The organism is Streptomyces sp. NPDC127098, from assembly GCF_042722465.1.
GTDB classification, from domain to species: domain Bacteria; phylum Actinomycetota; class Actinomycetes; order Streptomycetales; family Streptomycetaceae; genus Streptomyces; species Streptomyces millisiae.
In genome coordinates, this window is the sequence record NZ_JBHXFJ010000001.1 from 218,898 (window position 1) to 243,956 (window position 25,059).

Annotated in this window: 18 protein-coding genes, 1 tRNA gene and 3 pseudogenes; 6 read left to right on the top strand and 16 right to left on the bottom strand. The window is 70.4% G+C overall.

From position 1 onward, the window contains the following. Positions 1–9 precede the first annotated feature (9 nt). Positions 10–1,305 carry a cellulase-like family protein gene (locus tag ACFWI8_RS00945; protein ID WP_387084112.1) on the top strand — a complete coding sequence of 432 codons (1,296 nt, stop codon included), beginning with the start codon at positions 10–12 and terminating at the stop codon, positions 1,303–1,305. Here ACFWI8_RS00945 and ACFWI8_RS00950 read toward each other — a convergent pair. The 7 genes from ACFWI8_RS00950 to ACFWI8_RS00980 form a co-directional block, all read right to left on the bottom strand. After that, positions 1,288–1,713 carry a hypothetical protein gene (locus ACFWI8_RS00950; RefSeq protein WP_387084114.1) on the bottom strand — a complete coding sequence of 142 codons (426 nt, stop codon included), beginning with the start codon at positions 1,711–1,713 and terminating at the stop codon, positions 1,288–1,290. The genes ACFWI8_RS00945 and ACFWI8_RS00950 overlap by 18 nt on opposite strands. A 68-nt stretch (positions 1,714–1,781) precedes the next feature. Continuing rightward, positions 1,782–3,659 carry a DUF2264 domain-containing protein gene (locus tag ACFWI8_RS00955; RefSeq protein ID WP_387084116.1) on the bottom strand — a complete coding sequence of 626 codons (1,878 nt, stop codon included), beginning with the start codon at positions 3,657–3,659 and terminating at the stop codon, positions 1,782–1,784. Between the two features lie 106 nt (positions 3,660–3,765). Next, complete coding sequence (locus tag ACFWI8_RS00960; protein ID WP_387084118.1) at positions 3,766–4,548, bottom strand: sugar-binding domain-containing protein; 783 nt, start codon at positions 4,546–4,548, stop codon at positions 3,766–3,768. 24 nt (positions 4,549–4,572) lie between these two features. Beyond that, entirely contained in the window at positions 4,573–5,478 is a 906-nt protein-coding gene (locus tag ACFWI8_RS00965; protein ID WP_387084120.1) for a carbohydrate ABC transporter permease, read from the bottom strand. Between the two features lie 32 nt (positions 5,479–5,510). Continuing rightward, positions 5,511–6,431, bottom strand: coding sequence for a carbohydrate ABC transporter permease (locus tag ACFWI8_RS00970; protein ID WP_387084122.1), 921 nt, complete (start codon positions 6,429–6,431; stop codon positions 5,511–5,513). After that, positions 6,428–7,660: an ABC transporter substrate-binding protein gene (locus tag ACFWI8_RS00975; RefSeq protein ID WP_387084125.1), complete on the bottom strand. Its 1,233-nt coding sequence runs from the start codon at positions 7,658–7,660 to the stop codon at positions 6,428–6,430. The genes ACFWI8_RS00970 and ACFWI8_RS00975 overlap by 4 nt, the downstream gene beginning before the upstream one ends. 219 nt (positions 7,661–7,879) lie before the next feature. After that, on the bottom strand, positions 7,880–10,066 hold the full coding sequence (locus ACFWI8_RS00980) for a hypothetical protein (protein ID WP_387084128.1): 2,187 nt from the start codon (positions 10,064–10,066) through the stop codon (positions 7,880–7,882). Positions 10,067–10,182: 116 nt separating this feature from the next. On the opposite strand from ACFWI8_RS00980, the gene ACFWI8_RS00985 reads away from it, so the two are divergent. After that, on the top strand, positions 10,183–11,220 hold the full coding sequence (locus ACFWI8_RS00985; protein WP_387084130.1) for a LacI family DNA-binding transcriptional regulator: 1,038 nt from the start codon (positions 10,183–10,185) through the stop codon (positions 11,218–11,220). Positions 11,221–11,268: 48 nt separating this feature from the next. Here ACFWI8_RS00985 and ACFWI8_RS00990 read toward each other — a convergent pair. Both ACFWI8_RS00990 and ACFWI8_RS00995 read right to left on the bottom strand, forming a co-directional pair. Continuing rightward, a pseudogene (locus ACFWI8_RS00990) lies at positions 11,269–11,410 on the bottom strand (alanine--tRNA ligase-related protein); the annotation flags it as partial. 775 nt (positions 11,411–12,185) lie between these two features. Continuing rightward, a pseudogene (locus ACFWI8_RS00995) lies at positions 12,186–12,482 on the bottom strand (alcohol dehydrogenase catalytic domain-containing protein); the annotation flags it as partial. A 47-nt stretch (positions 12,483–12,529) separates the two neighbouring features. On the opposite strand from ACFWI8_RS00995, the gene ACFWI8_RS01000 reads away from it, so the two are divergent. Further along, positions 12,530–13,102: a TetR/AcrR family transcriptional regulator gene (locus ACFWI8_RS01000; RefSeq protein ID WP_387084132.1), complete on the top strand. Its 573-nt coding sequence runs from the start codon at positions 12,530–12,532 to the stop codon at positions 13,100–13,102. A gap of 768 nt (positions 13,103–13,870) precedes the next feature. After that, the gene (locus tag ACFWI8_RS01005; RefSeq protein WP_387084134.1) at positions 13,871–14,512 is read left to right on the top strand and encodes a superoxide dismutase; all 642 of its coding nucleotides are present in this window, start codon (positions 13,871–13,873) and stop codon (positions 14,510–14,512) included. Between the two features lie 536 nt (positions 14,513–15,048). Here ACFWI8_RS01005 and ACFWI8_RS01010 read toward each other — a convergent pair. Further along, positions 15,049–15,152, bottom strand: a tRNA-Tyr gene (locus ACFWI8_RS01010). Between the two features lie 123 nt (positions 15,153–15,275). Between ACFWI8_RS01010 and ACFWI8_RS01015 the strand changes: the two are divergent. Next, positions 15,276–15,740 (top strand): annotated as a pseudogene (locus ACFWI8_RS01015) (transposase family protein); the annotation flags it as partial. A 54-nt stretch (positions 15,741–15,794) separates the two neighbouring features. Then, positions 15,795–16,370: a hypothetical protein gene (locus tag ACFWI8_RS01020; protein WP_387084136.1), complete on the top strand. Its 576-nt coding sequence runs from the start codon at positions 15,795–15,797 to the stop codon at positions 16,368–16,370. A 546-nt stretch (positions 16,371–16,916) separates the two neighbouring features. Here the strand turns inward: ACFWI8_RS01020 and ACFWI8_RS01025 are convergent. The 6 genes from ACFWI8_RS01025 to ACFWI8_RS01050 form a co-directional block, all read right to left on the bottom strand. Then, a complete protein-coding gene (locus ACFWI8_RS01025) occupies positions 16,917–18,449 on the bottom strand; it encodes an NCS1 family nucleobase:cation symporter-1 (protein ID WP_387084137.1) in 1,533 nt (510 codons plus the stop codon). Positions 18,450–18,530: 81 nt separating this feature from the next. Beyond that, positions 18,531–19,547 carry a TIGR03842 family LLM class F420-dependent oxidoreductase gene (locus tag ACFWI8_RS01030; RefSeq protein WP_387084139.1) on the bottom strand — a complete coding sequence of 339 codons (1,017 nt, stop codon included), beginning with the start codon at positions 19,545–19,547 and terminating at the stop codon, positions 18,531–18,533. Positions 19,548–19,578: 31 nt separating this feature from the next. Further along, positions 19,579–20,988: a dihydropyrimidinase gene (gene hydA, locus ACFWI8_RS01035; RefSeq protein ID WP_387084141.1), complete on the bottom strand. Its 1,410-nt coding sequence runs from the start codon at positions 20,986–20,988 to the stop codon at positions 19,579–19,581. After that, positions 20,985–22,310, bottom strand: coding sequence for an aspartate aminotransferase family protein (locus ACFWI8_RS01040; RefSeq protein ID WP_387084143.1), 1,326 nt, complete (start codon positions 22,308–22,310; stop codon positions 20,985–20,987). Before ACFWI8_RS01040 ends, hydA begins: the two co-directional genes overlap by 4 nt. Further along, positions 22,307–23,149: a nitrilase-related carbon-nitrogen hydrolase gene (locus tag ACFWI8_RS01045; protein WP_387084145.1), complete on the bottom strand. Its 843-nt coding sequence runs from the start codon at positions 23,147–23,149 to the stop codon at positions 22,307–22,309. The genes ACFWI8_RS01040 and ACFWI8_RS01045 overlap by 4 nt, the downstream gene beginning before the upstream one ends. Before the next feature lie 749 nt (positions 23,150–23,898). Beyond that, positions 23,899–24,996, bottom strand: coding sequence for a MerR family transcriptional regulator (locus ACFWI8_RS01050; protein ID WP_387084301.1), 1,098 nt, complete (start codon positions 24,994–24,996; stop codon positions 23,899–23,901). Between the last annotated feature and the right edge of the window lie 63 nt (positions 24,997–25,059).

The window sequence follows — 25,059 nt, forward strand, 5'->3', positions numbered from 1 at the left end:
CAAGGAAAGATGACCTACACCCCCGTACCCCTCCCGCGACACCTGCCGGATCGCCTCACCATCACCCTGTGGGACTTCAGCTGGTACACCCGCACCGGCCCGGGCGAGCCCTTCGAGGACCTCGACCGCGCCTTCACCGAGGCCGTCGAGCGCGGCTACAACACCATCCGGATCTGCGCCATGCCGTACCTGGTCTTCGGCTCGGGGCTCTCGGGAGAAACGGAGTTCGGCCCACTCGGCGGCGAGTACGGCCAGGGCACCCGCTGGTACGACATACGCCACCGGGTCCGGCTCGACCCCAGGGCCCAGCTGCTCGCGCTGCTGCGCGCCGCCAAGCGCCACGGGGTCGTGGTGATCCTCTCCAGCTGGGAGTACCAGCAGAGCAGCTCCTTCGCCGGCGACCGGCGTTGGTTCGACGCGCTCATGGCCGTCGCCCCTGAGGACCGCCCGGTCCGACTGGCCGACGCCCTCGCCGACGCCTGCGAACTCGCCGCGGCCGAGGGGCTCGCCGAGGTGATCGCGTTCGTCGAACTGCACAACGAGGTCCAGGGCGGATACCTCACCGAGGGCCTGCCGGGACGCGAACCGGCCGTCGTGGAGCTGCGGGAGCGCCTCGAACGCGGCCTGGCCCGCTTCCACGAGCGCCAACCCGACGTTCCCGTCACCGTCAACTACGCCCGCGTCCCGTTGGACGCGTTCCGTGGCATCCCCGAGAACATCGACGTCGGCGTCTTCCACCCCTATGTCTACGGAGTCCTCGACGAACTCGTGCTCGGGTACGGGCTGCGCTCGACCGACGGCGGCTTCGACGAGGAGCGCGCCCGCGCCGACCTGATGCGCCCCGGCGCCCCGACATTCGACCAGTGGCGCCCGCCGGCCGGCGAGGAATGGCGACTGGAGGCCACGATCGTCGGCAAGCCCGAGATCTACGTGCACGACTGGTGTGACGCCGAGGCCTGGGACCGGTTCCTGTACGAGCGCTACGGCGAACACCGCGCGTCCATGCTCCGCACCCTGGAGACCTGGATCTCCGCGGCGGCCGATCTCTGCGCCGGACGCGGGATCCCCCTGGTCTTCGGCGAGGGATGGATCGGCTACACCCCGCTGAGCGGCAACTTCGAGGAAGGGCCCGTCGGCGCGGAGTTCTGCCGGCAGGCCGTCCGCCTCAGCGCGCGGGTCGGGGCATGGGGCACGATCGTGTGCTCCAACGCCGCTCCGCACCATCCGATGTGGAGCGACATCGCCCTCCAGCGTGAGTGCAACGGCGTGTTCTCCGCGGCCGAGGCGTCACCAGGGCGATCGTGAGCGCACGTCGACACCGAACGGTGGGAGGGCGAACCGCCGGTTCAACCTCCCACCGTCCTGTGCCGGGAGTCGCAGCGCGGGCCTCCCCGCGGGAAGCGTCCGCGTGCTTCCGTCGGGGTGGACGCGCCCGCCTGCGAGGCCGATCAGAACATCGCCGTCACCCTCGCCCGGACGTCTGTTCCTGGGCAGCGCCTGCCGCGGGCTCGCGTAGGGCATGAGCGTCGTGTGCGCCGGCTCGCTGCCGGCCCGGTACTCGTCCGGGTTGTTGTTCCATTCCGGACAGGTCGCGTCCGCGCCGCCGGCCGGAGCACCGTCCTGCGCCGGGGTCGGCCGTCCGAGTGCCGATACGGCGGCCGCGGTGACACCGGCGAGCGCGGTTCGTCGAGTGGGGTGGACGTTCTGGTCCATGGCTGTCCCCTCGCCGTCGGGGTGGTCACTTCGTCGGTCGGATCACGAACTCGCCCGCCGGGTCGCGCCTACCCCTCCGGGGAGACCGTCACCGGTCCGAACCCGATCACCGATCGGGCGCCGTCGGCCCAGGTCACGCGCACGCGCCCGTCCTCGACCACGACATCGGTGACCGCCTCCCCGAGGGGGATCGGCTCGGCGGTCAGGGCAGCCAGGCTGACGTGGACCGTGGTGCCCGCCGCCGGCCCGCTCAGCCGGGGCACCTGCGCCCAGCGGGTGTAGGCCGTGCCCTGTGGCGCACGGAGCGGCTCGGCCGCGTCGTCCCAGCCGAACAGGCCGTGCAGTGCCGAGACGACGGGGGCGTCGGGGCCGGTCGCCCAACCCGTGTGCGTGACCCGGGCGTCGGCCGGTGCCCCGATCACCCGGTGGACGCGCAGCTCATGGACGCCTCGGGCCACCGTGACGCTCTCCACCCGAAGGCCCGGTTCCATGGGCTGGCCCGTGGCGAAGACCGGCCGGTGCCATGAGGCGGCCCAGCCCCAGCCGACGCCGTGCCCCGCCCCCAGTGGATGGATGCGACGCCGTACGCTGCCGCGCCCGTTCACCTCGACGGACAGGTGGTTGTCCGCGATGTTCCCGCGCGCGGTCGGTCCGGTGTGCGTGGAGTAGGCCAGCCGCCCGTAGTGCGGATCGTCCTCGGCCGCCGTTTCGCCTCCGTGCGGACGGACGCGGTCGCTGCCGTGGTTGTGCAGTCGCACGATCCCGTCGGCGCGAGTGGCCTGGACGAGCAGGCCAGGAGCCGGCAGGGCGAGGACCCGGTCGTTCTCCTCGACCGGCGAGGTCTCCTCGCGGGCTGTCCACAGCGGGTGGTCGGGCGGGGCCAGCAGGGCGACGAACGCCTTGGAAGCCCAGTACGGCGAGGACGGTCCCGAGTAGGTCTGCAGGGTCGCCTCGTGCGGGCCGTACCAGCCGCGGGTGAGAAGGCCGTCCTCGGTCACAGCTCCACGGTCGAGGAAGTGACGCAGGCTGCCGCTGATCAGCCGACGGGACGCGCCAGGGGTGAGCGGGGTGTGGCCGGTGACGGCACCCAGGCCGACGGCGGCCGAGGCGGCGAAGCGGTACGTCAGGGAACGACCGTAGTGCAGGGGCGCACCGTCGGCGGCGAACATCAGCGCGAAACTGTCCAGATGCTCGCGCAGCCGCGCGCCGTAGGGTCCCGCCTCGGATCCGCCGAGGTGGGCGTCGAGCACCGGGTACAGGTGCAGGGCCCAGCCGTTGTAGTGGTCGAAGGCGCGTCCGTCGCCGTCGGAGTACCAGCCGTCGCCGACGTACCAGCCCTCCAGCAGTTCCCTGGCGCGTCCCCGGGCGGCGGCCGTCTCGGCGTCGCCGCGGCCCACCGATTCCAGGAATCCGGCAACGGTGTAGGGGAAGAGGTACCAGTTGTTCGGTGCGGGGGTGTGGCGCAGGGCCCCGCGCAGCCATTCCTCGGTGCGGTCCTGTACGTCCTCGTCGAGGTTCTTCCACAGCCACGGCGCGGTCATGCGGAGGCCGAGCGCCACGGACGCCGACTCGACCATGGGTTGGCCCTTGGCCAGGTGGTCGAGTATCGGCGGCCAGGACTCGGTGTCCTCGCGGCCTGGGGTGCGGGTGCCGGCTGCCAGGCCGCTCGCGTAGCGGTCGAGCCAGCCGTGCGGGTCCTCGCCGCCGGCACCGGCCACCCGGAACGCGGCGGCGAGGAAGGTCCGGGCGAAGCCCTCCAGGCCGTCGGAGCGCACGCCCGCGCCCGAGGGGCGGCCGGGAAGGTCGAGCAGGGCGCCGCCCGGGGTGCTCCAGCGCCACGCGGCGGTCAGCAGCCCGTCGGCGACGGCTTCCCAGTGGGTGCGGGTCCAGCCGGTATGAGGGCTCGGCTCTCGGTCTCCCGGGGGAAGCGGGAAGGGGATGGTCATGCCGAGTACGCCAGCCTTTCGCGTCGTACGGGGTGCGGGAAGCCGGCGCCCGAGGTCCAACGGGCGGTCTCGGCGACGGCGTGCTCTGCCAGCCGGTCCCGCGTCATCAGAACACCGCAGGCGCCGAGCTGGCGACGGCGAGCCGCCTTGCGGGTACGCGGGTGTACAGCGTGGGCGACGCCGGGCTCCACGGCGACGGGTCGCGCACGTAGAGCCGTCGGCGAACGGTGGCCGGCTCGCTGGGCCGGAGCGTGACCAGCGCGGTGTCGGACGCGACGACCGCCCCGGTGGCGTCGCGGTTCTCGGTGACCAGCTGGTGCGTGCGGAGCTGGATCGAGTCGTTCTCGACCGTGGTCGCGACCTCCACCACCGCGCGTTCTGCGTCGATGTCCGGGGTGGTGACGCGGACGCCGTCCGGCCCGACGCGCACCACGTCGCCGACGTGCAGCCAGGTGTCGCGATGGATACCCGCGCCGCTGTGCCAGCGGGAGTCCTGGTGCGTCCGGCACTCCACGCGGATCTCGTTGTCCTCGCCGTACCGCGGATACGGATCGACGTCGATGAGGAACCGCGCGTACCCGTAAGGGCGTTGCCCGGCGTAATCGCCGTTGAGGAACACGGTGGCGTCCCGGTGGACGCCCTCGAACTCCAGCAGGATCCGCCTGCCCCGGTGCTCCTCGGCCACGAAGAACGTCTTGCGGTACTCGTACGCCCCGCCGGGAAAGCAGCCGGTCCCCGCGCCGCCCGCCGTGGCCTCGCGCTCGCGGCCGATCATCGCGTCGTGCGGCGGCGTCACCGGCTCGAACGGAGCTGTGGGGCCGGCCAGTTCGGCGAAGGGACTGACCTTCGGGCGGAACTGCCAGTCGTCGTTGAACGAGGTGCGGATCACGCTGTCTCCCTGGCGTGAGGCGGGCTACTTGATGGCACCTGCGCCGACCCCCCTGACGATGTGCCGTTGGGCGAGGAGGTAGAAGACGACAACCGGCACGATCGAGATCACGGTCGCCGCGAGCAGGATCTGCTGTTGTGGCGTCTCGGCGGAGACGAAGCTCGTCAGACCGCGTTGGATCGGCATGAGGGAGTTGTCGTGGAAGATGACGAGGGCCATCAGGTACTCGTTCCAGGCCGCGAACCCCTGGATCACCGCCACGGCGGCCAGTCCCGGCCGGGCCAGCGGGAGGATGACGCTCACGAAGATCCTCAGCCGCGACGCCCCGTCGATGGCGGCGGCCTCTTCCAGGGCCTTCGGCTGGCTCACGAAGAAGCTCCGCATGATGAGCGTCGCCATGGGGATCCCCGAGGTGATGAGGATGAGCACGTAGCCGACACGGCTGTTGGTCAGGCCGAACTCGATGAGCAGCTTGTACTGGGAGAGGAACATCGCCGGCGCCGGAATGATCATCACGGCGAGGATGACGACGGTGAAGACGCTCTTGCCCCAGAACTCCAGCCGTGCCAGCGCGTAGCCGGCCAGGCTGGAGACCGTGAGGATGCCGAGGACCGCGGTTCCCGTGTAGAGAATGCTGTTGAGCAGGTAGGTTCCCAGCTCACCGTCCACCCACGCCGTGACGTAGTTGCCCCACTGTGGCTCGCTCGGTATGAAGTTCTCGCCGCCCAGCAGTTCGTCGAGGCTCTGCAGCGAGCCCGACAGCATCCACAGCAACGGGAAGATCGAGAAGATCGCCGCGACGCCGAGCAGACCGTACAGGCCGACGCGGTCGGCACGGACGCGAGGACGACGGGGTGGTTCCTCGCGGGGAGAGACGTCTCCGGGGACGCGCGCCATGCGCCCGCCCGGTCCGGCCTCCTCGGCAGACATCACCATGTCCTTCTCAGCTTTCTTGGTGGCCCTCATGCCCGTGACCGCCGCGCGGAGACGGCCAGCTGGATGAGGGAGAGGATGACGAGCGTCCCGCCGAAGATCACCGACATCGCCGCGGCGGTGCCGTAGCGGAAGTTGGTGAACGCCTCCCCGTAGATGAGGAGCGTGGGCACCATCGTGTGGTCGCCGGGGCCACCGTTGGTGAGCACCTGCACGGTGCCGAAGATCTGCAGAGCGGCCAGCAGGGTCAGCAGGCTGACGATCGCGGTGACCGGCGCCAGCTGGGGCCAGGTGATGTACCGGAACTTGGCCCAGCCGCCCGCGCCGTCGAGGTCGGCGGCCTCGTACAGCTCCCTGGGGATGTCCTGCAGTCCCGCGAGGAAGAGGAGGAAGCCGAAGCCCCAGTGGAACCAGATGAAGACGGCGGCGACGGACGGCAGGGCGACGGAGGGGTCGCCGAGCCAGTTCTGCTGGAGGGATTCGAGCCCGACCAGTTCCAGCACGTGGTTCAGCGCGCCCGAGCCCGGATTGAACAGGGAGGAGAAGATCAGCCCGACGACGACGACCGACAGCACGCCGGGCAGGTAGAACACGGTGCGGAAGAAGACACGTCCGCGGGTGATCCGGTTGACGGCCGTGGCCATCGCCAGGGCGACGCCGTTGCCGATGAGGAAGCCTGCCGCGGCGAAGACCGCCACGTTCCGCATCGAGTCCCAGAACGCGTCGTAGTGGAGGACGAACTCGTAGTTGTCCAGGCCGACGAACGGGGCGTCCGCGCTGAGGCCGTCCCAGCTCTGGAAGCTGAGCAGGATGGACTGACCGAACGGCACGATCGTGAAGACGCCGATGAAGGCGACGGCGGGGGCGAGGAACAACCACCCCAGTAGGTGTCGACGAACTGCGTGCCCCCGGTGGGAACGCCGCGCGAGGCGCGTGGTGGTGGACGTCATGAGACGCGCTCCTGTGTCGCCTGGAGGTCGGCCAGGACCTCGTCCACCGTGAGCTCGCCGAGCACGAGGCTCTGCGCGTCACGGATGATCGCGGTGTTGACGTCCGTGCTGGGGGTGGTCGGCGACACCTGCATGGTGTCGACGGCCGAGGCGTAGCCGGCGAGCTGCCTTGGCAGCTCGCCGGCCAGGAGTTCCGGGTTGGTCGGCAGGATGCGGGCGTCCTCGGCGAACACCCGCTGTTGCTCGGGCTCCGTCAGCCACCGCACGAAGGCCAGGGCCTCGTCGACATGGTCACCCCTCGGGTTGATGACCGCGCCCTTCCCACCGAGGCCCAGCGCCCGTGGTTCGAGGGTGCCGTTCGCGGCCGCCGGGACCGGCAGCGAGATGTAGTCGTCGTAGTCCGGCGCGGAGCGCAGGCCCACGGAGACTCCCGGCGAGGCGTCGAAGATCGCGCCCACCTCGTGCGTGTTGAAGAACGCGGTCTCGACCGTCGGATTGTCGCCCAGACCGCCGGGGAGCGAGCCGTTGGATATGACGCCGGCGTCGCTCAGGTCGACCAGCAACTGGAAGGCGTTGCGCCACCCTTCCGACTCCCAGCTCGCCTCGCCCTCGAAGGTCGCGGCGATCTCCTCGTCGGTCAGCCAGTTGGAGGCGTAGCTCTGGATCAGTTGCGGCGTCAGCGAGGACGCGACCGAGAAGTTGCCGCCGCCCGAGGCGGCGAGCGCGTCGATGAGGGCAGCTGTCGTCGCGGGCGGCGCCGCCGGGTCGATGCCCGCTGTCGCGGGGTCGACGAGGAACCCGTAGGACTGGATCTCCCAGTGCGCGGTGTAGACGCCCGCCGGCACGTCGAGGTTGTTGCCCTCGGGGAAGGTCGACATCTCGATGACCGCCGGTGCGAAGTTCTCACCCCATCCCCCTTCGAGCTCCGAGCTGAGGTCCAGTGCCCATCCGGCCCGGTAGAACGGGGCCATGTTGGTCGCGTTGAACGCCGAGTAGACGTCGGGCATCGAGTCGGACTGCGCCATGGCCATCAGCTTCGTCAGATAGTCGGACGGCCCTGGAGTCTCGACCGTGACCCGGATGCCCGTCTCCGCCGAGTACTGCTCGGCGAGCTGGGTGAGCACCGCCTCCTGGCCCCGCGACTGGTTCAGGAAGGTCAGCTCGGTCCGACCGCCGGCGCCGGAGTCTCCCCCACCCGCGCACCCCTGGAGCACAAGCGACGACGCCATCGCGAGGGCCCCGACGATCACCACCGAGTGGGGCCGACCGGCGCGGCTGGGGGGACGTGAACGCCGTCTTCTACGCATGGGACCTCACCTTTGAAAGCCACCGGGGGTTGATCGGCCTGACGGTAGGTGGCACGCGTGACACTGTCAATGGCAATCGAATGCCAAGGGCCAAATACCTGGCTCGGCGGAGGTGTAGACCGCCTTGACGATCACGATTGGTCAATCGGTTGCGGCGCTGCGCGAGCCGCGCGGGAACGCACTGAACCCCTCCGCCGTCATCCGCCATCCGGGGGGCAGTTGGGCGCCGGCGGCCACCGCGTCGGCCAGGTGCGCCACGGCGGCCAGCAGTCCGCCGTTCGCCGGGAGGTACAGCGTGAGGAAGCCGGGCATCTGGGGGTTGTGCCCGTTCGGCAGGAAGACGTTCTTGGGCGACGGCAGCAGCAGCGCGTCCAGGGCGCGACCGAGGTCTCCCAGCCGGGCCGCGGTCATGGCCATGACCGGGTAGTCCCAGCCCCAGCTGGACTGCAGGTCCCAGCCGCGCCAGACCTCGTCGAGGGTGGCGGCCATCACGTCGGCGTCGATGACCTCCGTATCGGGCAACCATCCGAGCGCCATCAGCATCGACGGGTGGTCCTTGCGAATGAGGAAGGGCGGCGTCGCCAGGGCCGCGTACGTCCCGTCGGGCATGAGGGCGGGGCGTCGCATCCGCCGCCCCACCCGGTCCCAGTCCTCGCGGACGGGCAGCCCGAGTCGCCGTCGCCACTCGTTCGCGATCCGCAACGCCCACGCCCAGTACGCGAGTTCGAAGGTCGGGTCGGCGTTGGTCACCCGGTCGACGAGGTAGCTCTCCTGCGCCGGTATGAGCGGCGGCGGCAGGACGAACTCACCGTCCCGCTCCTCCGCGAAGTCGGCCATGAAATCGGCGGTGGCCTCCACGAGCGGGTAGTGCTCCGCGAGGAACGCGTCCGGCCGGCCCTCGCGGCGCAGCAGTTCGAGCAGGTGGATCAGGTGCGGCTGCTGCCAGAGCAGGAACACGCCGATGAGGCTCGGCGACTCCCGGGCCGAGGGATCGGTCTGCTTGGGCCAACGCGCTCCGCGGTACCCCTGCCGGCGCGCCGTCTCCCGGGCCGCCCCCAGGGCGCCGTGGTACCAGGCGAGACTGCGTGCGAGCAGGTGGCCGCGGCCCCACATCGGGAAGTGCGCCGCGTGCCACCAGTGCATCTCCAGGTGGAACTTGCCGGTCCAGGTGTTGTAGGTGAGGCCGGTCTCGGCGGGCGGCGTCGCGCCGGCGCAGTTGACCGCCGTCAGGTACTGCGACAGCACCACACGACGCTCCAACTCCGCCGCCGCCTCGTCGACGCTGCCCTCGAAGCTCACCACGGCGCCCGTCATCCAGTAGTGCCGCCACCACTCCTCGGACGCGCGCAGCACGGCCGGGAAGGCTGCCGCCCCCTCGCCGCCCGCCGGTTCGGGAACCGACGGCGCGAGGGTGAGGACGAGTTCGAGCGCGCCCGCGTCCGTCGAGGCCGTGACGCGCGCCCCGCCGTCCCGCGCCGAGAGCACGCCGGTGGACACGACGTCCACGACGTACTCCGACGACTCGACCACGCGGTGCGCACGCCCACGCCCCGGCCCCAACTCGTGCCACCGCACGCGCTCGTCGAGCGGCAGCTCGAACCAGGCGAGATCGTCCGGTTGGGGGTCGAAGACCCAGGAGACCGCGAGCCCCCGCGCGAGCAGCGGTGACACCACCCGCACGGCGAAGCGGTGAGCGGTGGGATCGGCCACGGTGGTCACCTCGACCGGCTCACCGTCGATCCGGTAGTCGGAACGCACCACCCCCGACCACAGGTCGAGCTCGGTGCGCGGCCGTTCCAGCCGCTCGGGATGCCCGAGCGCCGGACCTCCCGGCAGCGCGTCCAGCGCGAGTCGCCCCAGGTGCGCCCGCCGCGGGTTGTAGGTGAACCACGCACTGGGCTCGAACTCCTCGGGGATGGGATCGGCGGCGCGCAGGAGGCCCATCCGGTCGAGGTACGGCACCGGCCCCCGGGCGGTGGGGTATGCGGTGACCGCCTCGTCCAGCACGTACTCCCGCCGGCCGCGGGTGCGGTACCAGCCCCAACTCGACTGCGTGCGCAGCGGTATCTGGAAGTCGTCGCGGTCGAACGGCCGCCGCCGCTGCTCGGGGAGCCCCGCACGGCCGTCGCTGACCACACGCCGCGGGTCCGGTCGCAGCTCGTGGAGGTTCGGGAAGGTCTGCAAGCCGGACACGTCGACGGTCATGGCGATGTCGCCGTTGCCCACGGTGAGGGTGGAGACGGGGTGCGGCGCCGTCAGCACGGGGTTGTGCCGACGGACCAGACGACGACGGTCGACGGTCAGCTGCGTGCGATACCCACCAGTCATGGGCGGCTCCTTCGGCGCATGTGCCCCATTGCATCCGCCGCGGAGAGTCATGTCAATCGGTTGCCAACGAGCGAGGATGTGCCACAATACTGGCCGTTCGTCGCCGAAGGAGACCCGTGACCGACCCGCCCGACGTCCGCTCGCATGGCGCATCCGGCAACCGGAAGCCGCCGGCGACCATCTACGACATCGCGCGCACGGCGGGCGTGAGCCCGTCCACGGTCTCGCGGGCGCTCAACAAGCCCGGCCGCATCAACGCCAGGACCGAGCGGCGTATCCGGGAGGTCGCCGAGGAACTCGGGTACCGCCGCAACCCCATGGCCGGCGCGTTGCCGACCGGGCGCACGGGCACCATCGGGCTGATCGTCTCCGACGTCACCAACCCGGTCTACTTCGACCTCATCCACGGCGCGGAGCGGGTGACCGCCAGCGAGGGCCACACGCTCGTGCTGGCGGACGCGCAGGAATCGCCCGACACCGAGTCGGAGACGGCCGAGCGGCTGCTGCTGTCCACCGACGGCCTGCTCCTGGTCGGCTCCCGACTCGACGACGCCCGCATCCTGGAGCTCGCGGAGCACAAACCGCTGGTCCTCGTGAACCGCTCGGTACCCGGGCTCCCGGGGATCGTCCCCGACCCGCTGCCGGGGATCCGGATGGCGCTGGACCACCTCGCCTCACTCGGACACCGCTCGATCGCCTTCCTGTCCGGCCCGGCCACGTCCTGGATGAGCGGGGTCCGCTGGGAGACCCTGCTCGACGAGGCGCTACGACGCGACATCGGGATCGTCGAGATCGGTCCCGGCATACCGACCCTGGAAGGCGGACGGCAGAGCCTCAGGCGCGTACGGGCAGCCAGAGTCACCGCGGTCGTCGCCTACAACGACCTGATGGCCATCGGTCTTCTGCAGGCTGCCAAGGCCGCCGATGTCGAGGTGCCCGAGCACCTGAGCATCGTCGGCTTCGACGACATCTTCGGCTCCAGCCTCACCACCCCAACGATCACCACCATCCGCAGCCCGCTCGACCGGGTCGGCGAAGCCGCTATCCGCCGACTGATCGCCGAAATCGACGAGGACGATCACAGCGCGGACGTCACGCTGTTCACGGAGTTCATCGAGCGCGAGTCGACCGCGGCACCCAGGGCCCGTCGCTGACCTTTTCCGGGACCGAGGCGAGGAGTTCGGGGAGTCGTGCGGCCGGGAGGCCGCCGCCTTGAGCCACGTCGGGTGAGCCGCCGCCGCTGCCGTCGGGTAGGGCTTGAAGGGGACCATGCCCGCGTTGACGAACAGCAGGGTCGGGTCGGGGGCGGGGAGCGGGGCCGCTGGGGACGACGGTGTGGCTTCGCGGTCTCGTAGGGACCTTGGTCGGGAATCACCGGGCGTTGTGTGGCCTCCTTTCGCCTGAACAGGCCAGCAAGGCGATCACAGGACGAGCATGAGCTTGCCGCCGGGCCGGCGGGACCGGCTGAGCTCCGCCGCCTCCTGGATCTGGTCGAGTGTGTAGGTGCGGGCGCGGGCGACCGATAGACCAGGACGCCTTCGCCGGCCAGCCGGGCAAACTCATCCATCAGGTCGTAGCGCATGTCGATCTGGGTGACCCGGGTGCCCAGTTCGGCTGCGGCGGCGAAGTCCGAGACGGTGAGGACGCGGTCGGGGTCCCCGGTCAGGTCGATCAGGGTCGACAGCGAGCCGCCGGCCGGGCTGGCGTGGTCGGCGCGGTCGATCCGGCCACCGGTCGGGGCCGTGTCCAGGGCGCGGTCGACGCGGCCTCCGACCAGTGCGGCAACGCGTTCGGCCATGCCGTCGCCGTAGCCGGTCACCTGGGCGCCGATCTCCTCCAGGGCCGCGGCCCGGGTCGGCCCGGCGGTGGCGATCACCCGGACACCCCGGTGCAGCGCAAGGCGCACCGCCGCCTCACCCACGGTGGTGCCCGCACCGTGGACGAGCAGCCGCTCACCCGGCTGGACACCGAGGTCGTCGAGCGCGTGCCACGCCGTCTCGGCCGCCATCGGCAGCGCGGCGGCCTGCTCGGCGGTTACGCCCTCGGGAATGCGTGCCCAGGCCGGCATCAGCGCGTACTCGGCGGCCCCGGCCGTCGGGCCGTCGAAGGTCGCCGGGCCGAACACACGGTCGCCGATCTCGACCCCGACGGCGCCCTCACCGAGCGCGTCGACGGTGCCCGCGACCTCGAAGCCGAGCCCGCGCGGCAGCGGCGGCAGATGGTCGGCGAGGAGACCGTCGACGACGTGCCAGTCGGCCGGTGTCAGGCCGCACGCCCGCACGGCGATCCGGATCTGGCCGGGTCCCGGCTCCGGCTGTGGGACGTCGCGGAGCACGATCACGTCCGGGGAACCGAACCGGTCGAACTGAAGAGCCTTCATGACGATCTCCTGGCTGATAACAGCATCTGTTGTCATTGACCGTACCAGCTGATAACAGCTCCTGTTGTCGTACCCTGATGGGTATGCCGCGATGGGAATCCGACGCACAGGGCCGGCTGGAACGCGCGGCGCTCGAGCTGTTCGAGACGCAGGGGTTCGAGCGCACCTCGGTCGCGCAGATCGCGGGCGCCGCCGGCCTGAAGGAGCGCTCCTTCTACCGCTACTTCCCCGACAAGCGGGAAGTCCTCTTCGCCGGCAACGAACTCGAGGCTCACCTCGTCGCCCAGGTCGAGGCGGCCGACCCGGGCCTCACCCCGATCGAGGCGCTGCTGACCGCGCTGGGAACCGCCGAGGAGATCTTCCGCCCACGCGAGTTCCTGCTACGCCGGGGAAGAGTGATCGCCGCCAACCCGGCACTGGCCGAGCGCGATCTGATCAAGCTCGCCGGCATCGCCGACGCGCTGGCACCGGCGCTCGAGCGCCGCGGCGTCGAGCCCGGCAAGGCACGCTTCATCATCGACGTGGCGCTGGCGGTCCACCGGCGCGCCATGCCCCGCTGGCTGGCCGAGCCGGACACCACCCTCGCTCAGCTCATGGCCCAGGCCGTCGCCGAGCTGCGCGAGGCGGTCGCGCCGCCAGCTCCGACGGTCCGCTGAGTCTGCCACAAAGAGGAGCAGCACCCACCTGGCACTCCAGTCTGACCTCGCGATCCTGCGGGGAACCCGGCTGGAAACGGGTAAGGCCCGCTGCGTGGTCACCGGGGGTCGTGTGGACTCCTGAAGATCTTGCGGTGGCCGTGGGCCAGAGCGTAGACCCTGCCCGCTGGGGGCGATGTTCGACCAGGCCATGACCCGGATCGCGGGCCGGTTCGGCCGAGTTGAGCCACGGACGACCGTCCGCGCCCATCTGCTCGGACTGCCGCACCCCTGTCCGCGTCGACGTTCTCGTCCGCCGCCTGCCCGCCACGGCCTGGCAGCGGCACAGCGCCGGGGCGGGGGCGAGGGGCCCGCGCTACTGCGACTGGGCCTGGATCCACATCGGCAGCGACAGCCACCGCCACCTGCTGATCCGCCGCAACCGGACCACCGGCGAACTCGCCTTCCACCTGCGCTGGCCACCCACCAAGGTGCGGCCTCGACCATTACCAGGTCCGCGACTGGACCGCATGGCACCGGCACATCACGCTCGCCACGCTCGCCCTGGCTTTCCTGACTGCCGTCGCCGCCAGTGCGGCCCGGACCGGCCTAACGACTCGCACCACCCCGCCCGCAGCAACGATCCGATCCCGTTGACCGTCCCGGAGATCCGCCACCTGCTCGCCGCTGTCCTCAACCCACCGGCCCTAACGTCTGATCAGCGAGGGACCGCAACTGCTGCTAGCGTGCAACTGCACATGACTGGCAATAACTCGGAGGATGTTGGCCATGGCGGTGTACACGCTCCCGGAGCTTCCCTACGACTACTCGGCGCTCGAACCGGTCATCAATCCGCAGATCATCGAGCTGCACCACGACAAGCACCACGCCGCGTACGTCAAGGGCGCCAACGACACGCTGGAGCAGCTCGCGGAGGCACGGGACAAGGACGCGTGGGGTTCGATCACCGGCCTGGAGAAGACCCTGGCCTTCAACCTCTCCGGGCACATCCTGCACTCCATCTACTGGCACAACATGACCGGAGACGGCGGCGGTGAGCCGCTGGAGAAGGACGGCGTCGGGGAGCTGGCCGACGCGATCGCCGAGTCCTTCGGCTCCTTCGCGCGCTTCAGGGCGCAGCTCACGAAGGCCGCGGCCACCACGCAGGGCTCCGGCTGGGGTGTGCTGGCGTACGAGCCGGTGAGCGGCCGGCTGATCGTCGAGCAGGTCTACGACCACCAGGGCAACGTCGGCCAGGGATCGACCCCGATCCTGGTCTTCGACGCCTGGGAGCACGCCTTCTACCTCCAGTACAAGAACCAGAAGGTCGACTTCATCGACGCGATGTGGGCCGTCGTCAACTGGCAGGACGTGGCCAAGCGCCACGCCGCGGCCAAGGAGCGCGGCGAGGGCCTGCTGCTCGCCCCCTGACCACGCCCGTCACCACCACGTCCCGCTCGTGATCGTCTTCTCACCCTTCACGGCGGGCGGCACAACGAAGGTCCTCCGGCCGGGGCATCCGGCCGGAGGACCTTCTGCCGAAGAGGCAGGCATCTCGGCAGCCGGCCTCCGCAGGGACTGTTTCCGCTCCCTGTCCTGGGCTGCCCAGGCGGCCAGGCGGCGCGTTCCTTGGGAACGCCCTCACCTGACAAGCAAGCCATTGAGCCAGCCACCGAGGCGACGGCCGGATACTCAGGCACGCGACGGGCGAGCTGATCTCCGCCCGCCAGGCGTCCGCCCCCAGGGGCGGTGGCTCGCGCTTTCGAATGACAGCGAGTCGCGCACGGCCCAGAACAGCGGCCACCACATCGACATGCTCGACGTCGCCGAACCGGCCACCGCAAGCTGACCGTGAGATCAGGTGAGACAAGGCGGACACAGGGGCAGACCCGCCTCGCGATGTGTTCGAGAAAACGAAAGCCCCCCGATCCCGCATTGACGCAGTTCAGAGGCGTTTGTCCACTCTGCGGCGGCGCCAGGGTTCGAACCTGGGACGCTGAGCCGGCAGATTTACAGTCTTCCCGGTACAAGCCCCTGACCAGGCACTTCCTGACTCCTGGCGCCCGCTGCCCCACAAATACCCCACTGCCACCGGCAGCACGGCAGCCATGCCGGATCGAAACGACGCCACCGCTCGACGCTCGGTTCGCGGTCGGCCTTCGCACCGGACACCACCACGAGCTGCACCAGTCTGCCCCTTGACGGGACACGGCTGCTGAGCGACCGGATGACCGCCGACCGGCCGTACTACTCCGGCAAGCACCACCGTCACGGCATGAACGTGCAGGTCACCGCTGATCCCCTGGGCCGACTGCTGTGGGCCGCACCCGCACTGCCCGGCGCGGTCCACGACTTCAAAGCCCCCCGCGCCCACGGCATCATCGATGCCCTGACCACCGAGGACATCCCGGGCTGGGCGGACAAGGCATACCAGGGCGTCGGCGGGACGATCCGCGTCCCCAACCAAGGTCGGTGGGAGACGCTTTCCACCGGACAGCGAGCCCACAACCGCTCCCACGCACGGATACGAGCTCTCGGCGAACGGGCCGTCGCCACCCTGAAGTCCTGGCGGCTCCTGCGGAAGCTGCGGTGCGGCACCACCCGAACCACCGACCTGGTCAAAGCCATCCTCACCCTCCACCCGGCAGCCTCAAGCTGAGGTTGGCAAGGGGCTCAGTGACGTCCTGTCGGTGGCTGTTTCTACTGTTGCCCCATGGGGAACTATTTTCAGACCGTCGTCGACCTCGACGCCACGCATGCGGACGCCCGCACCCTGGCAGACAGCGGACTCGACTGGCTGGTCAGGGAGGGGATCGTTCGGGCCGAGCTCACCGACTGTGTTCTCGGGGCGCCGTCGGGGCATCCGCCCGGTCCCTCCTGGGCCAAGGCGGTCGGTCAGGAGGACTGGGAGCCCAGCGACGGACTCAGGATCGAGACCAGCCGCACCGTATTCGACTGCGGTCAAGGCGAACCCAGGTTCGCGGTGTGCCCCCATTGTGCCGGGCGGGCGGATTTCTACACCGACAGGCTGGAGGAGATCGAGGGTACGTGGGAACCCTTCGGTGAGGCCATCAGCGACTGGAGCGACACAGGCAGCGCGGCAGTCGCCTGCCCGCATTGTCGGCGCCCTGGTGACCTGACTGCGTGGACCTGGTCGGATGACTACTTCGCCTTCGGATATCTCGGTTTCGAGTTCTGGGACTGGCCCGACTTCAGCCCCGGGTTCATCGAAGGTCTCTCCCGCGCGCTCGGGGGGCATCGCACGGTTCTCATGGAAGGCAAACTCTGAGGGAGCCGGAGTTCGTGCGTCCTCCCTCCCCCTGTAGGCGCCGGAGGCCGGATTGGTGTTCATACAGGCGAAGATGGAAAGGAACATCGCCTGTTTGAGCTGCCGGTTGCAGCCGGCGTCGGCGTCAGGACCGCTGCGTCCTGCTGGTCACCGTCGGCGACGGTGACCAGCCTCCCCACCGCCGCCCAGCTCGCCTCCCACGCTGGCCTCGCCCCGACCAGGAGGCCGTCGGGACCTCCATCCACGGCGAACGCACCCCGCTGCTGCTGGCAGCCCCCGCGGTTGTGGACATGGCACATGTGTGGGCGAGGACCGTCGCCGAAATGGAACGGTTCGTGCGGAATGAGACCCGTGATCCGGATGCGTGGTCAACCTTGCTCAGGAATCAACGCGTGGCCCGAGAGAGGTTCTACGTGCTCCCGGCACCGTCCGACGACGCCACGGACCACACGGACGAGGCGCCGCCCGGGTCCGCAGGCTCCGGCACGTGCCGCGGGCCCTCATCCTCACCGGCCTGGACGGCGAGCCTCTCTCCCTGGACGTCGGTCACCCTCTCGACGACGTCGGTACCCCTCCGTCCAGGACCTGGCCGCGCGGCGGGGCGAAGCGCATCAGCGCCAGATACACGGCCAGCGAGGTGGCGAGCCCCACCGCCCAGCCGTAGTCGGCGAGTGGCTGCAGGAACGGGATCAGGCCGTTCTCCGGGTACGGGCCGGAGTACGAGCCGCCCACCGCCAGCAGGCCACCGGCGGCGAAGGCGGCCAGCGCTCGCCAGTTCCAGCCGCGGTCGTACCAGTAGCGGCCTTCCGCCCGGTAGAGGTCCTCGACGTCGAGACGGGTGCGGCGCAGCAGCCAGTAGTCGGCGATGAAGATGCCCGAGACCGTGCCGAGCAGGCCGCCGACCGTGCCCAACCACGTGAAGATGTAGATGTCCGGGTCCTCGTACAGCTTCCACGGCGCCATCAGCACCCCGACCGCGCACGCGATCAGCGCGCCGGTACGGAAGGTGATGTGCCGCGGTGCGAGATGGGAGGCATCGTAGGCCGGACTGACCAGGTTGGCCGCGATGTTGGTGGTGAGGGTGGCGAGCAGGAGGACGAAGAGGGCGAAGACCACCGCCAGTTCGCTGTCCATGCGGGCCGCCAGCTCCGCGGGGTCCCAGATCGGCTCGCCGTAGACCGCCTGCGAGCCCGAGGTGACCAGCACCGACAGCAGGGCGAACGCGGCCATCGTGGTGGGCAGCCCGAGCGACTGGCCCCACACCTGGGCACGTTGCCCGGTGCCGAAGCGCGTGAAGTCGGGGATGTTCAGCGACAGCGTGGACCAGAAGCCGATCATCCCCATCAGGGACGGGAAGAAGACATCCCAGAAGTCGGCCCCCCAGCCGAGCTGCGAGGGCTGGTCGAGCAGCGGGCCGAAACCGCCCGCCTCGTTCGCGATCCAGATCAGCAGCAGCACGGCCCCCACCAGCATCACCGGCGCGGCCCAGTTCTCGAAGCGGCGCAGCGTGTCCATGCCGCGCAGGATGATGGCGATCTCCAGAACCCAGAACGCCACGAAGCACAGCCACAGCGTCCAGGGACGGCCCGCTATCTCGCCGGCGTCGGCCCACCAGCTGTCCGCGCCGAACAGCCGTCCGGTCAGAAAGTAGATGCTCTGGCCCCCCACCCAGGTCTGGATGCCGAACCAGGCGCATGCCACCACGCCGCGTATCAGGGCCGGCAGGTTGGCTCCGCGTACCCCGAAGGAGGCCCGGGCCAGGACGGGGAAGGGAATGCCGTACTTGGGGCCGACGTGGCCGGTCAGCACCATGGGGACGAGCACGATGACGTTGGCCAGGGCGATGGTCAGCACCGCCTGTGTCCAGTCCATGCCGACGCCGATCAGGCCGGACGCCAGCGTCCAGGTGGGGACGTTGACGGCCATGCCGACCCACAGGGCGGCGAAGTTGTACGTCGTCCAGGTGCGTTCGGTGGCCGGGACGGGCCGCAGGTCCGCGTTGGCGAACCGGTCACCGGCGGCGGGTGGAGACGCGGGTTCGGGTTCTGGCAGAGCGGCAGCGGGGACGGTGTCGGTCATGAGGGGGCCCTTCGCTGGGTGGTGCGGGGGACTTTGGGGATGGCGAACGGCCGTGCGGGTGAGATCGGGGCGGGCTGGCGGTCAGCCCAGGACGGGAATGATGTGCTCGCCGTAGGCGTCGATGACGGTTTCCCTGGCGTCGTGCATGTCGTAGATCGCGAACTGGTCCACGCCCAGGGCCCTCAGCTGCCTGAGCTTGTCCAGGTGTGCCTCCACCGGGCCGATCACGCAGAAGCGGTCCACGATCTCGTCGGGCACGAACGCCGTGTCGGGATTCCCGGCGCGGCCATGATGCGTGTAGTCGTAGCCCTGCCGTTTCTTGATGTACGCGGTCAGCTCGTCGGGCACCCGGCCCGAGCCCTCGCCGTAACGGGCGACCAGCTCGGCGACGTGGTTGCCGACCATGCCGCCGAACCAGCGGCACTGCTCGCGGGCGTGGGCGAGCGCGGCCGGCGAGGCGTCCGCGGTGACGTACGCCGGGGCCGCCACACAGATCGTCACCGCCGCCGGGTCACGGCCGGCCTCGGCCGCCGCTGCCCGCACCGTCTTGACCATCCACTCGGTGAGGAAGACGTCCGCGAGCTGCAGGATGAAGCCGTCGGCCCGCTGTCCGGCCAGCGCCAGGGCCCTTGGCCCGTACGCGGCCATCCACATCGGGAGGCTGGCCCCCTCGGGCACCCACGGCAGACGCACGGGGGTGCCGTTCACCGACGCCTCCCGGCCCTCGGCCAGGTCGCGGATGACGTCCATGGCCTGGCCGAGCCGGGCCAGTGAGGCTGGTGGCCGGCCGGCGACCCGCATCGCGGAGTCGCCGCGGCCGATGCCGCAGACCGTGCGGTTGCCATACATCTCGTTGAGCGTGGCGAACGTCGAGGCGGTGACCTCCAGGGCGCGGGTGCCGGGGTTGGTCACCATCGGGCCGACGATCAGGCGCTTGGTACGGGCCAGGATCTGGCTGTAGATGACGAAGGGCTCCTGCCAGAGCACGGCCGAGTCGAACGTCCAGCCGTGGGTGAAGCGGGCCTCCTCGGCGCGGCGCATCAGCGCGATGACGTCCGCGGCCGGCGGGTCGGCCTGCAGGACGAGTCCGAAGTCCATGGCCACAGCACCTCCCTTTCGACTCGGCGTTTCAGCTCAGGTACTGGCAGGTGCCGCGCGGCAGGAAACGGCCGTGTCCCGGGCGGCCGGTGAACCGCCGCTGGTCGAGGATGACCTGGCCACGGGAGAGCACGGTCTCCACCCGCCCGGTGATCTCCCGGCCCTCGTAGGCGGAGTAGTCGACGTTCATGTGGTGTGTGTCGGCGGAGAGCGTCTGCCGGGCGGCCGGGTCGTACACGACGACATCGGCGTCCGCGCCCGGCGCGATGGTGCCCTTGCGGCCGTAGAGGCCGAACATCCGGGCGGGCGCGGCGCAGGCGATGTCGATCCAGCGGCGGCGCGGGATGTGGCCGTCGACGACGGCCTGGTGGAGCAGGTCCATCCGGTTCTCCACGCCCGGTAGGCCGTTGGGGATCTTCGAGAAGTCGCCGCGACCCAGTTCCTTCTGGCCGGCGAAGCAGAACGGGCAGTGGTCGGTGGAGACCACCTGCAGGTCGTCGGTGCGCAGCCCCCGCCACAGTGCCGCCTGCTGTTCGCGGGGGCGCAGCGGCGTGCTGCACACGTACTTGGCGCCCTCGAAGCCGGGCTCGGCGAGGTTGTCGGTGGACAGGAAGAGGTACTGGGGGCACGTCTCGCCGAAGACGGGCAGTCCGGCGTCGCGGGCCCGCGCCAGCTCGGCGACGGCCTCGCCGGCCGAGACGTGCACCACGTACAGCGGAGGGGACCCGGCGACGCGCGCGAGCTGGACGGCGCGGTGGGTGGCCTCGGCCTCCAGCAGGACGTGGCGGACCTCGCCGTGGTAGCGCGGGTCGGTGCGGCCGGCTGCCAGCGCCTGCTCGACCAGCACGTCGATGGCGATGCCGTTCTCGGCGTGCATCATGATCGTTCCGCCGTTGCCGGCGGCCTGCTGCATGGCACGCAGGATCTGGCCGTCGTCGCTGTAGAAGACGCCCGGGTAGGCCATGAACAGCTTGAACGACGTGACGCCCTCGTCGACGAGGAGATTCATCTCCTTCAGGGACCCGTCGGTGACCTCCGAGAGGATCATGTGGAAGCCGTAGTCGACGGCGCAGTTCCCCTCGGCCTTCGCGAGCCAGGCGTCAAGACCTTCGCGCAGCGTGGCCCCCCTGCTCTGCACGGCGAAGTCGACGATCGTGGTCGTGCCGCCCCACGCGGCGGCGATCGTGCCGGTCTCGAACGTGTCCGAGGCGAAGGTGCCGCCGAAGGGCAGCTCCATGTGCGTGTGGGCGTCGACGCCGCCCGGGATGACGTACTTCCCGGCGGCGTCGATGATCCGGTCGGCGCCGGCCTGACACGCCTCGGCGGCGTCGCTGCCGGGCGCCAGGAGCGCGACGACCTTCTCGCCCTCGATCAGCACGTCCGCCTCGACCTCGTCGGCCGCGGTGATCACCAGCCCACCGCGTATCACCGTCCGGCTCACGCCACGCCTCCCGTCGCTGCCTTCAGCGCACTCGCCACTGCCAGTGCCCGCTCCAGAATCGCCGCGCCCTCCGTGGCCTCCGCCTCGGTGAGGGACAACGGCGGTGCGACCCGCAGCACGCTGCCGCCGGGGCCGCCGCCCTTGCCGATCAGCAGTCCGCCCTCGCGGGCGGCCTCCACCACGGCGGACGCCAGCGCGGGGCTCGGCTCGTCCGTGCCCGGCGCGACCAGCTCGACGCCGATCATCAGCCCGCGTCCGCGCACCTCCCGCACGATGTCCTGACCGGCCGCGGCCTCCCGCAGCCGCTCCATGAGCAGCGCGCCCACGCGGCGGGCGTTGCCCTGCAGATCGTGTTCCAGGAGATAGCCGAGGTTCGCCTGGCCGGCGGCCATGGTGACAGGGCTGCCGCCGAAGGTGGAGATCGAGTTGGCGTCCAGGCAGTTCATGACCTCCGCGCGGGCCACCACCCCGCCGATGGACATGCCGTTGCCGATGCCCTTGGCGAACGTCAGCATGTCCGGCGGCCCGGCGGCGCCGTGCGCCTGCCAGCCCCAGAAGTGCTCGCCGGTGCGGCCCCATCCGGTTTGCACCTCGTCGCTGATCCACAGGATGCCCCGCTCGTTCAGCACCTCGCGGAACGCGGCGAACAGGCCGTCAGGCCCGGAGGTGAACCCGCCCACGCCCTGGATGGGCTCGGCGATCAGCGCGGCGACGCCGCCGCCCGTCTGGTCGAGCAGATCGCGCAGGTCGGCGACGCAGGCGTCGATGAACTCGCCGTCGGTCAGGCCGGCGAACGGGCCGCGGGAACGGACGCTGCCGTGCACGTACAGGGTCTGGAGGGGGGAGTAACTGGTGGGCGACCAGGCGGCGTTGCCGGTGATGCCGACGGCGGAGAAGGAGCGGCCGTGGTAGCTGTTGCGCATGGCGAGCACCTGGTTGGAGCGACGGTACGCGCTCGCCAGCAGCAGCGCGGTGTCGTTGGCCTCGGTGCCGGAGGTGGTGAAGAAGACCCGGGCGTCGGGAATGCCGGACAGGCCGGCCACCTTCTCGGCCAGCTCCACCATCGGCCGGTTGAGGTAGAGCGTGGAGGTGTGCAGGACCCGGCGGGCCTGCTCGACGACCGCCTCGGCCACCTCGGGCAGGGCGTGGGCGGTCATGGTGGTGAGGATGCCGCCGAAGAAGTCGAGGTAGCGGTTGCCCTCGGCGTCCCAGACGTGGCGGCCCTCGCCGTGGGTGATCTCGATCGGCCGCTCGTAGTACAGGGCGAGCCAGTCGGGCAGCACCGCCCGGTGCCGCGACAGGAGCTCGTCGTGCGATGTCACGGCGTGACCAGCCCTTGGTAGGCGTCGGGCCGCCGGTCCCGGTAGAACGCCCACTGCTGCCGCACCTCGTCGACCATCCCGAAGTCGAGGTCCCGCACGACGAGTTCCTCGTCCGTGTCGCTGGCGACCGCGCCGACGAACTGGCCGCGCGGATCGACGAAGTAGCTGGTGCCGTAGAAGTCGTTGTCGCCGTACGGCTCGGTGCCGACGCGATTGATGGCGGCGATGAAGTACTCGTTGGCGACGGCGGCGGCCGGTTGCTCCAGCTTCCACAGGTGGGCGGACAACCCGCGGGAGGTGGCTGACGGGTTGTAGACGAGCTGCGCACCGGCCAGGCCCAGCGCGCGCCAGCCCTCGGGGAAGTGCCGGTCATAGCAGATATAGACGCCGATCCTGCCGGCCGCCGTGTCGAACACCGGCCAGCCCAGGTTCCCGGGCCGGAAGTAGTACTTCTCCCAGAAGCCCTTGACCTGCGGGATGTGGTGCTTGCGGTACTTGCCCAGGTAGCTGCCGTCCGCGTCGATGACGGCCGCGGTGTTGTAGTAGTGGCCGGAGTCCTCCACCTCGAACACCGGCACCACCAGCACAAGGCCGATCTCCTTCGCCAGCGCGCACATGCGCCGGATGGTGGGACCGCCGGGCACCGGCTCGGCCCAGGAATAGTGCTCGGACTCCTGCACCTGGCAGAAATAGGGGGCGTTGAAGACCTCCTGGAAGCCCAGGATCTGGGCACCCCTGCGGGAGGCTTCACGCGCGTGCTTCTCGTGTTTGTCGACCATTGACGCGGTGTCGCCGGTCCAGGTTGCCTGAACCAGCGCGGCTCGCACGGTATTGGCCATGCGTACCCCCATGAGATGTCTACTGGCGTAGATGAGACACCGTAGGAGTCCTCACCTACGCGGGCAAGAGCGCCTGCGTTACGTCGTCGAAGCGATCGCGTTTCGGCGGCGGCCTGGTCAGGTGGCGCTCGGGCTCGCGACCTGACCAGGCGCCGGCGCCCGACGCGTTGTCAACGGTCTCTTGGGACGGCTCTGATCCACTTGTTTGTGACCTCGTGACGTTGCGTCAGGGAGTGCGCGGGCGGGGAGTTCAGGTGCAGGACATACCTGGAGCGCGCGATGCTCACTCACTTGCGCTGGCCGCGACGGCCGCGGGGCGGCATCTCGTCCTTGGTCCGGGCCACCTGCGCCCAGAACACCCGAGCTGGTCGCCCTCCCTACGCTGGGACCTCGACGCCTACGGAACCACGGCCGACGGCCGACTCTTCCGCGTCTACGCCAAATTCATCGACGACAGCGACGACGCCGCCAACGCGAAGATCTCCGCCCGACTCCACCGGGAGCGACACTGTCGGACGCCGATCGGCTACTCCCCGGCCCCTGGGGAGTATCGGAACGATAATCAGCGGTAGCGGGACGATCTTGGTTCCGGTTCGGTGACGCACCCGTCTTGACTGGTCAACGGGCTCTACGGCCCTCCGCATGCCTGCTGAGTACCTGTCTGCTGAGCAAGCGGTCCCGGCCACCAGGAGTAACGCGTCACCGTGGACCCGAAGGGCGCCGGGTAGAGGACCGCGACCGGAGTTAATTCAAGCTACGAGCAGGCGGAGGCCGAGATCTGCCGCGTCGAGGTCGGCGAGGTCGCTGTTGCGCTCGGCCCACCGGCCGGAATGGAGGTCGTCGCTGAGGCTTCGCACCGCCCGCTGCTCGGCCTCCCGCCCGACCCTCGTCCACACCGACATCGCACGGCGCACGTGATCCTCCAGATACGCCCCCGGTCGGCGCCAGTACGCCTCGAACAGGCCGTCAGCGCAGTCCCACGGGATGGGCACCGACTCAGCGCGTGCGCCGATCGCGTCGGCCATCCCCGCAAGCGAGGGAAACTCCGCGAGGACGGCGGCGAACTCGGGCAGGTAGTCGCGGGTAAGCCAGAACCGGTCCTGCCATCCGGGTTCGTCGGTGTCGAACGTGAGCACCACCACGCGGCGGGCCACGCGCCGCATCTCGCGCAGCCCCGCTATCGGGTCCCCCCAGTGGTGAACGGTGGAGACGGCCATCGCGACGTCGAAGGAGTGATCCTCGAACGGCAGGCTCTCCGCGGCGGCGGCCACGCACGGCGCCGAGCCAACTGGCCGCTGCCCCCGCATGACCGCCGACGGCTCCACCGCGGTCACGTCGCGATCAGCAGGCTCGTAGGAACCGGTGCCGGCCCCGACGTTCAGCACCGTCCGCGCGTCCCCGAGCGCGTCCCAGATCCGTGCGGCGATCCGCGGCTCGGTACGCCGTGTCGCGGTGTAAGCGCCGCCGATCGCGTCGTACAGCCGTGCACCCAGCATCTCCAGCTGCTCCTCCGGCGTCACCATCAGCCCCTCCGCCCGTGCCTCGAGTTCCCTGTCGATGGCCGCCACCATGGCGTCAACGCGATCACGCCGCTCCAGCAGCAGGCCGCGCAGTCGGCGCAGGTGCGCGACGACGTCGGTAGACGGGTCGCCGACCAGTTCCGCAACCTCCCGCAACCCGAAGCCCAACCGCCGATAGGCCAGCACCTCCCGCAGCCGCTCCACGTCGCCCGCCGAATAGGCCCGGTACCCGGCCGGGGTCCGCGCCGACGGCCGAACGAGCCCGGTCTCGTCATAGTGATGCAGCGTGCGAACACTCACGCCGGCCAACTCGGCCACGCGTCCCACGGTCCAGTAATCTTGCACGGCACCGACTCTGCAGCCTGACGTCACGTGAGGGTCAAGGGCCGC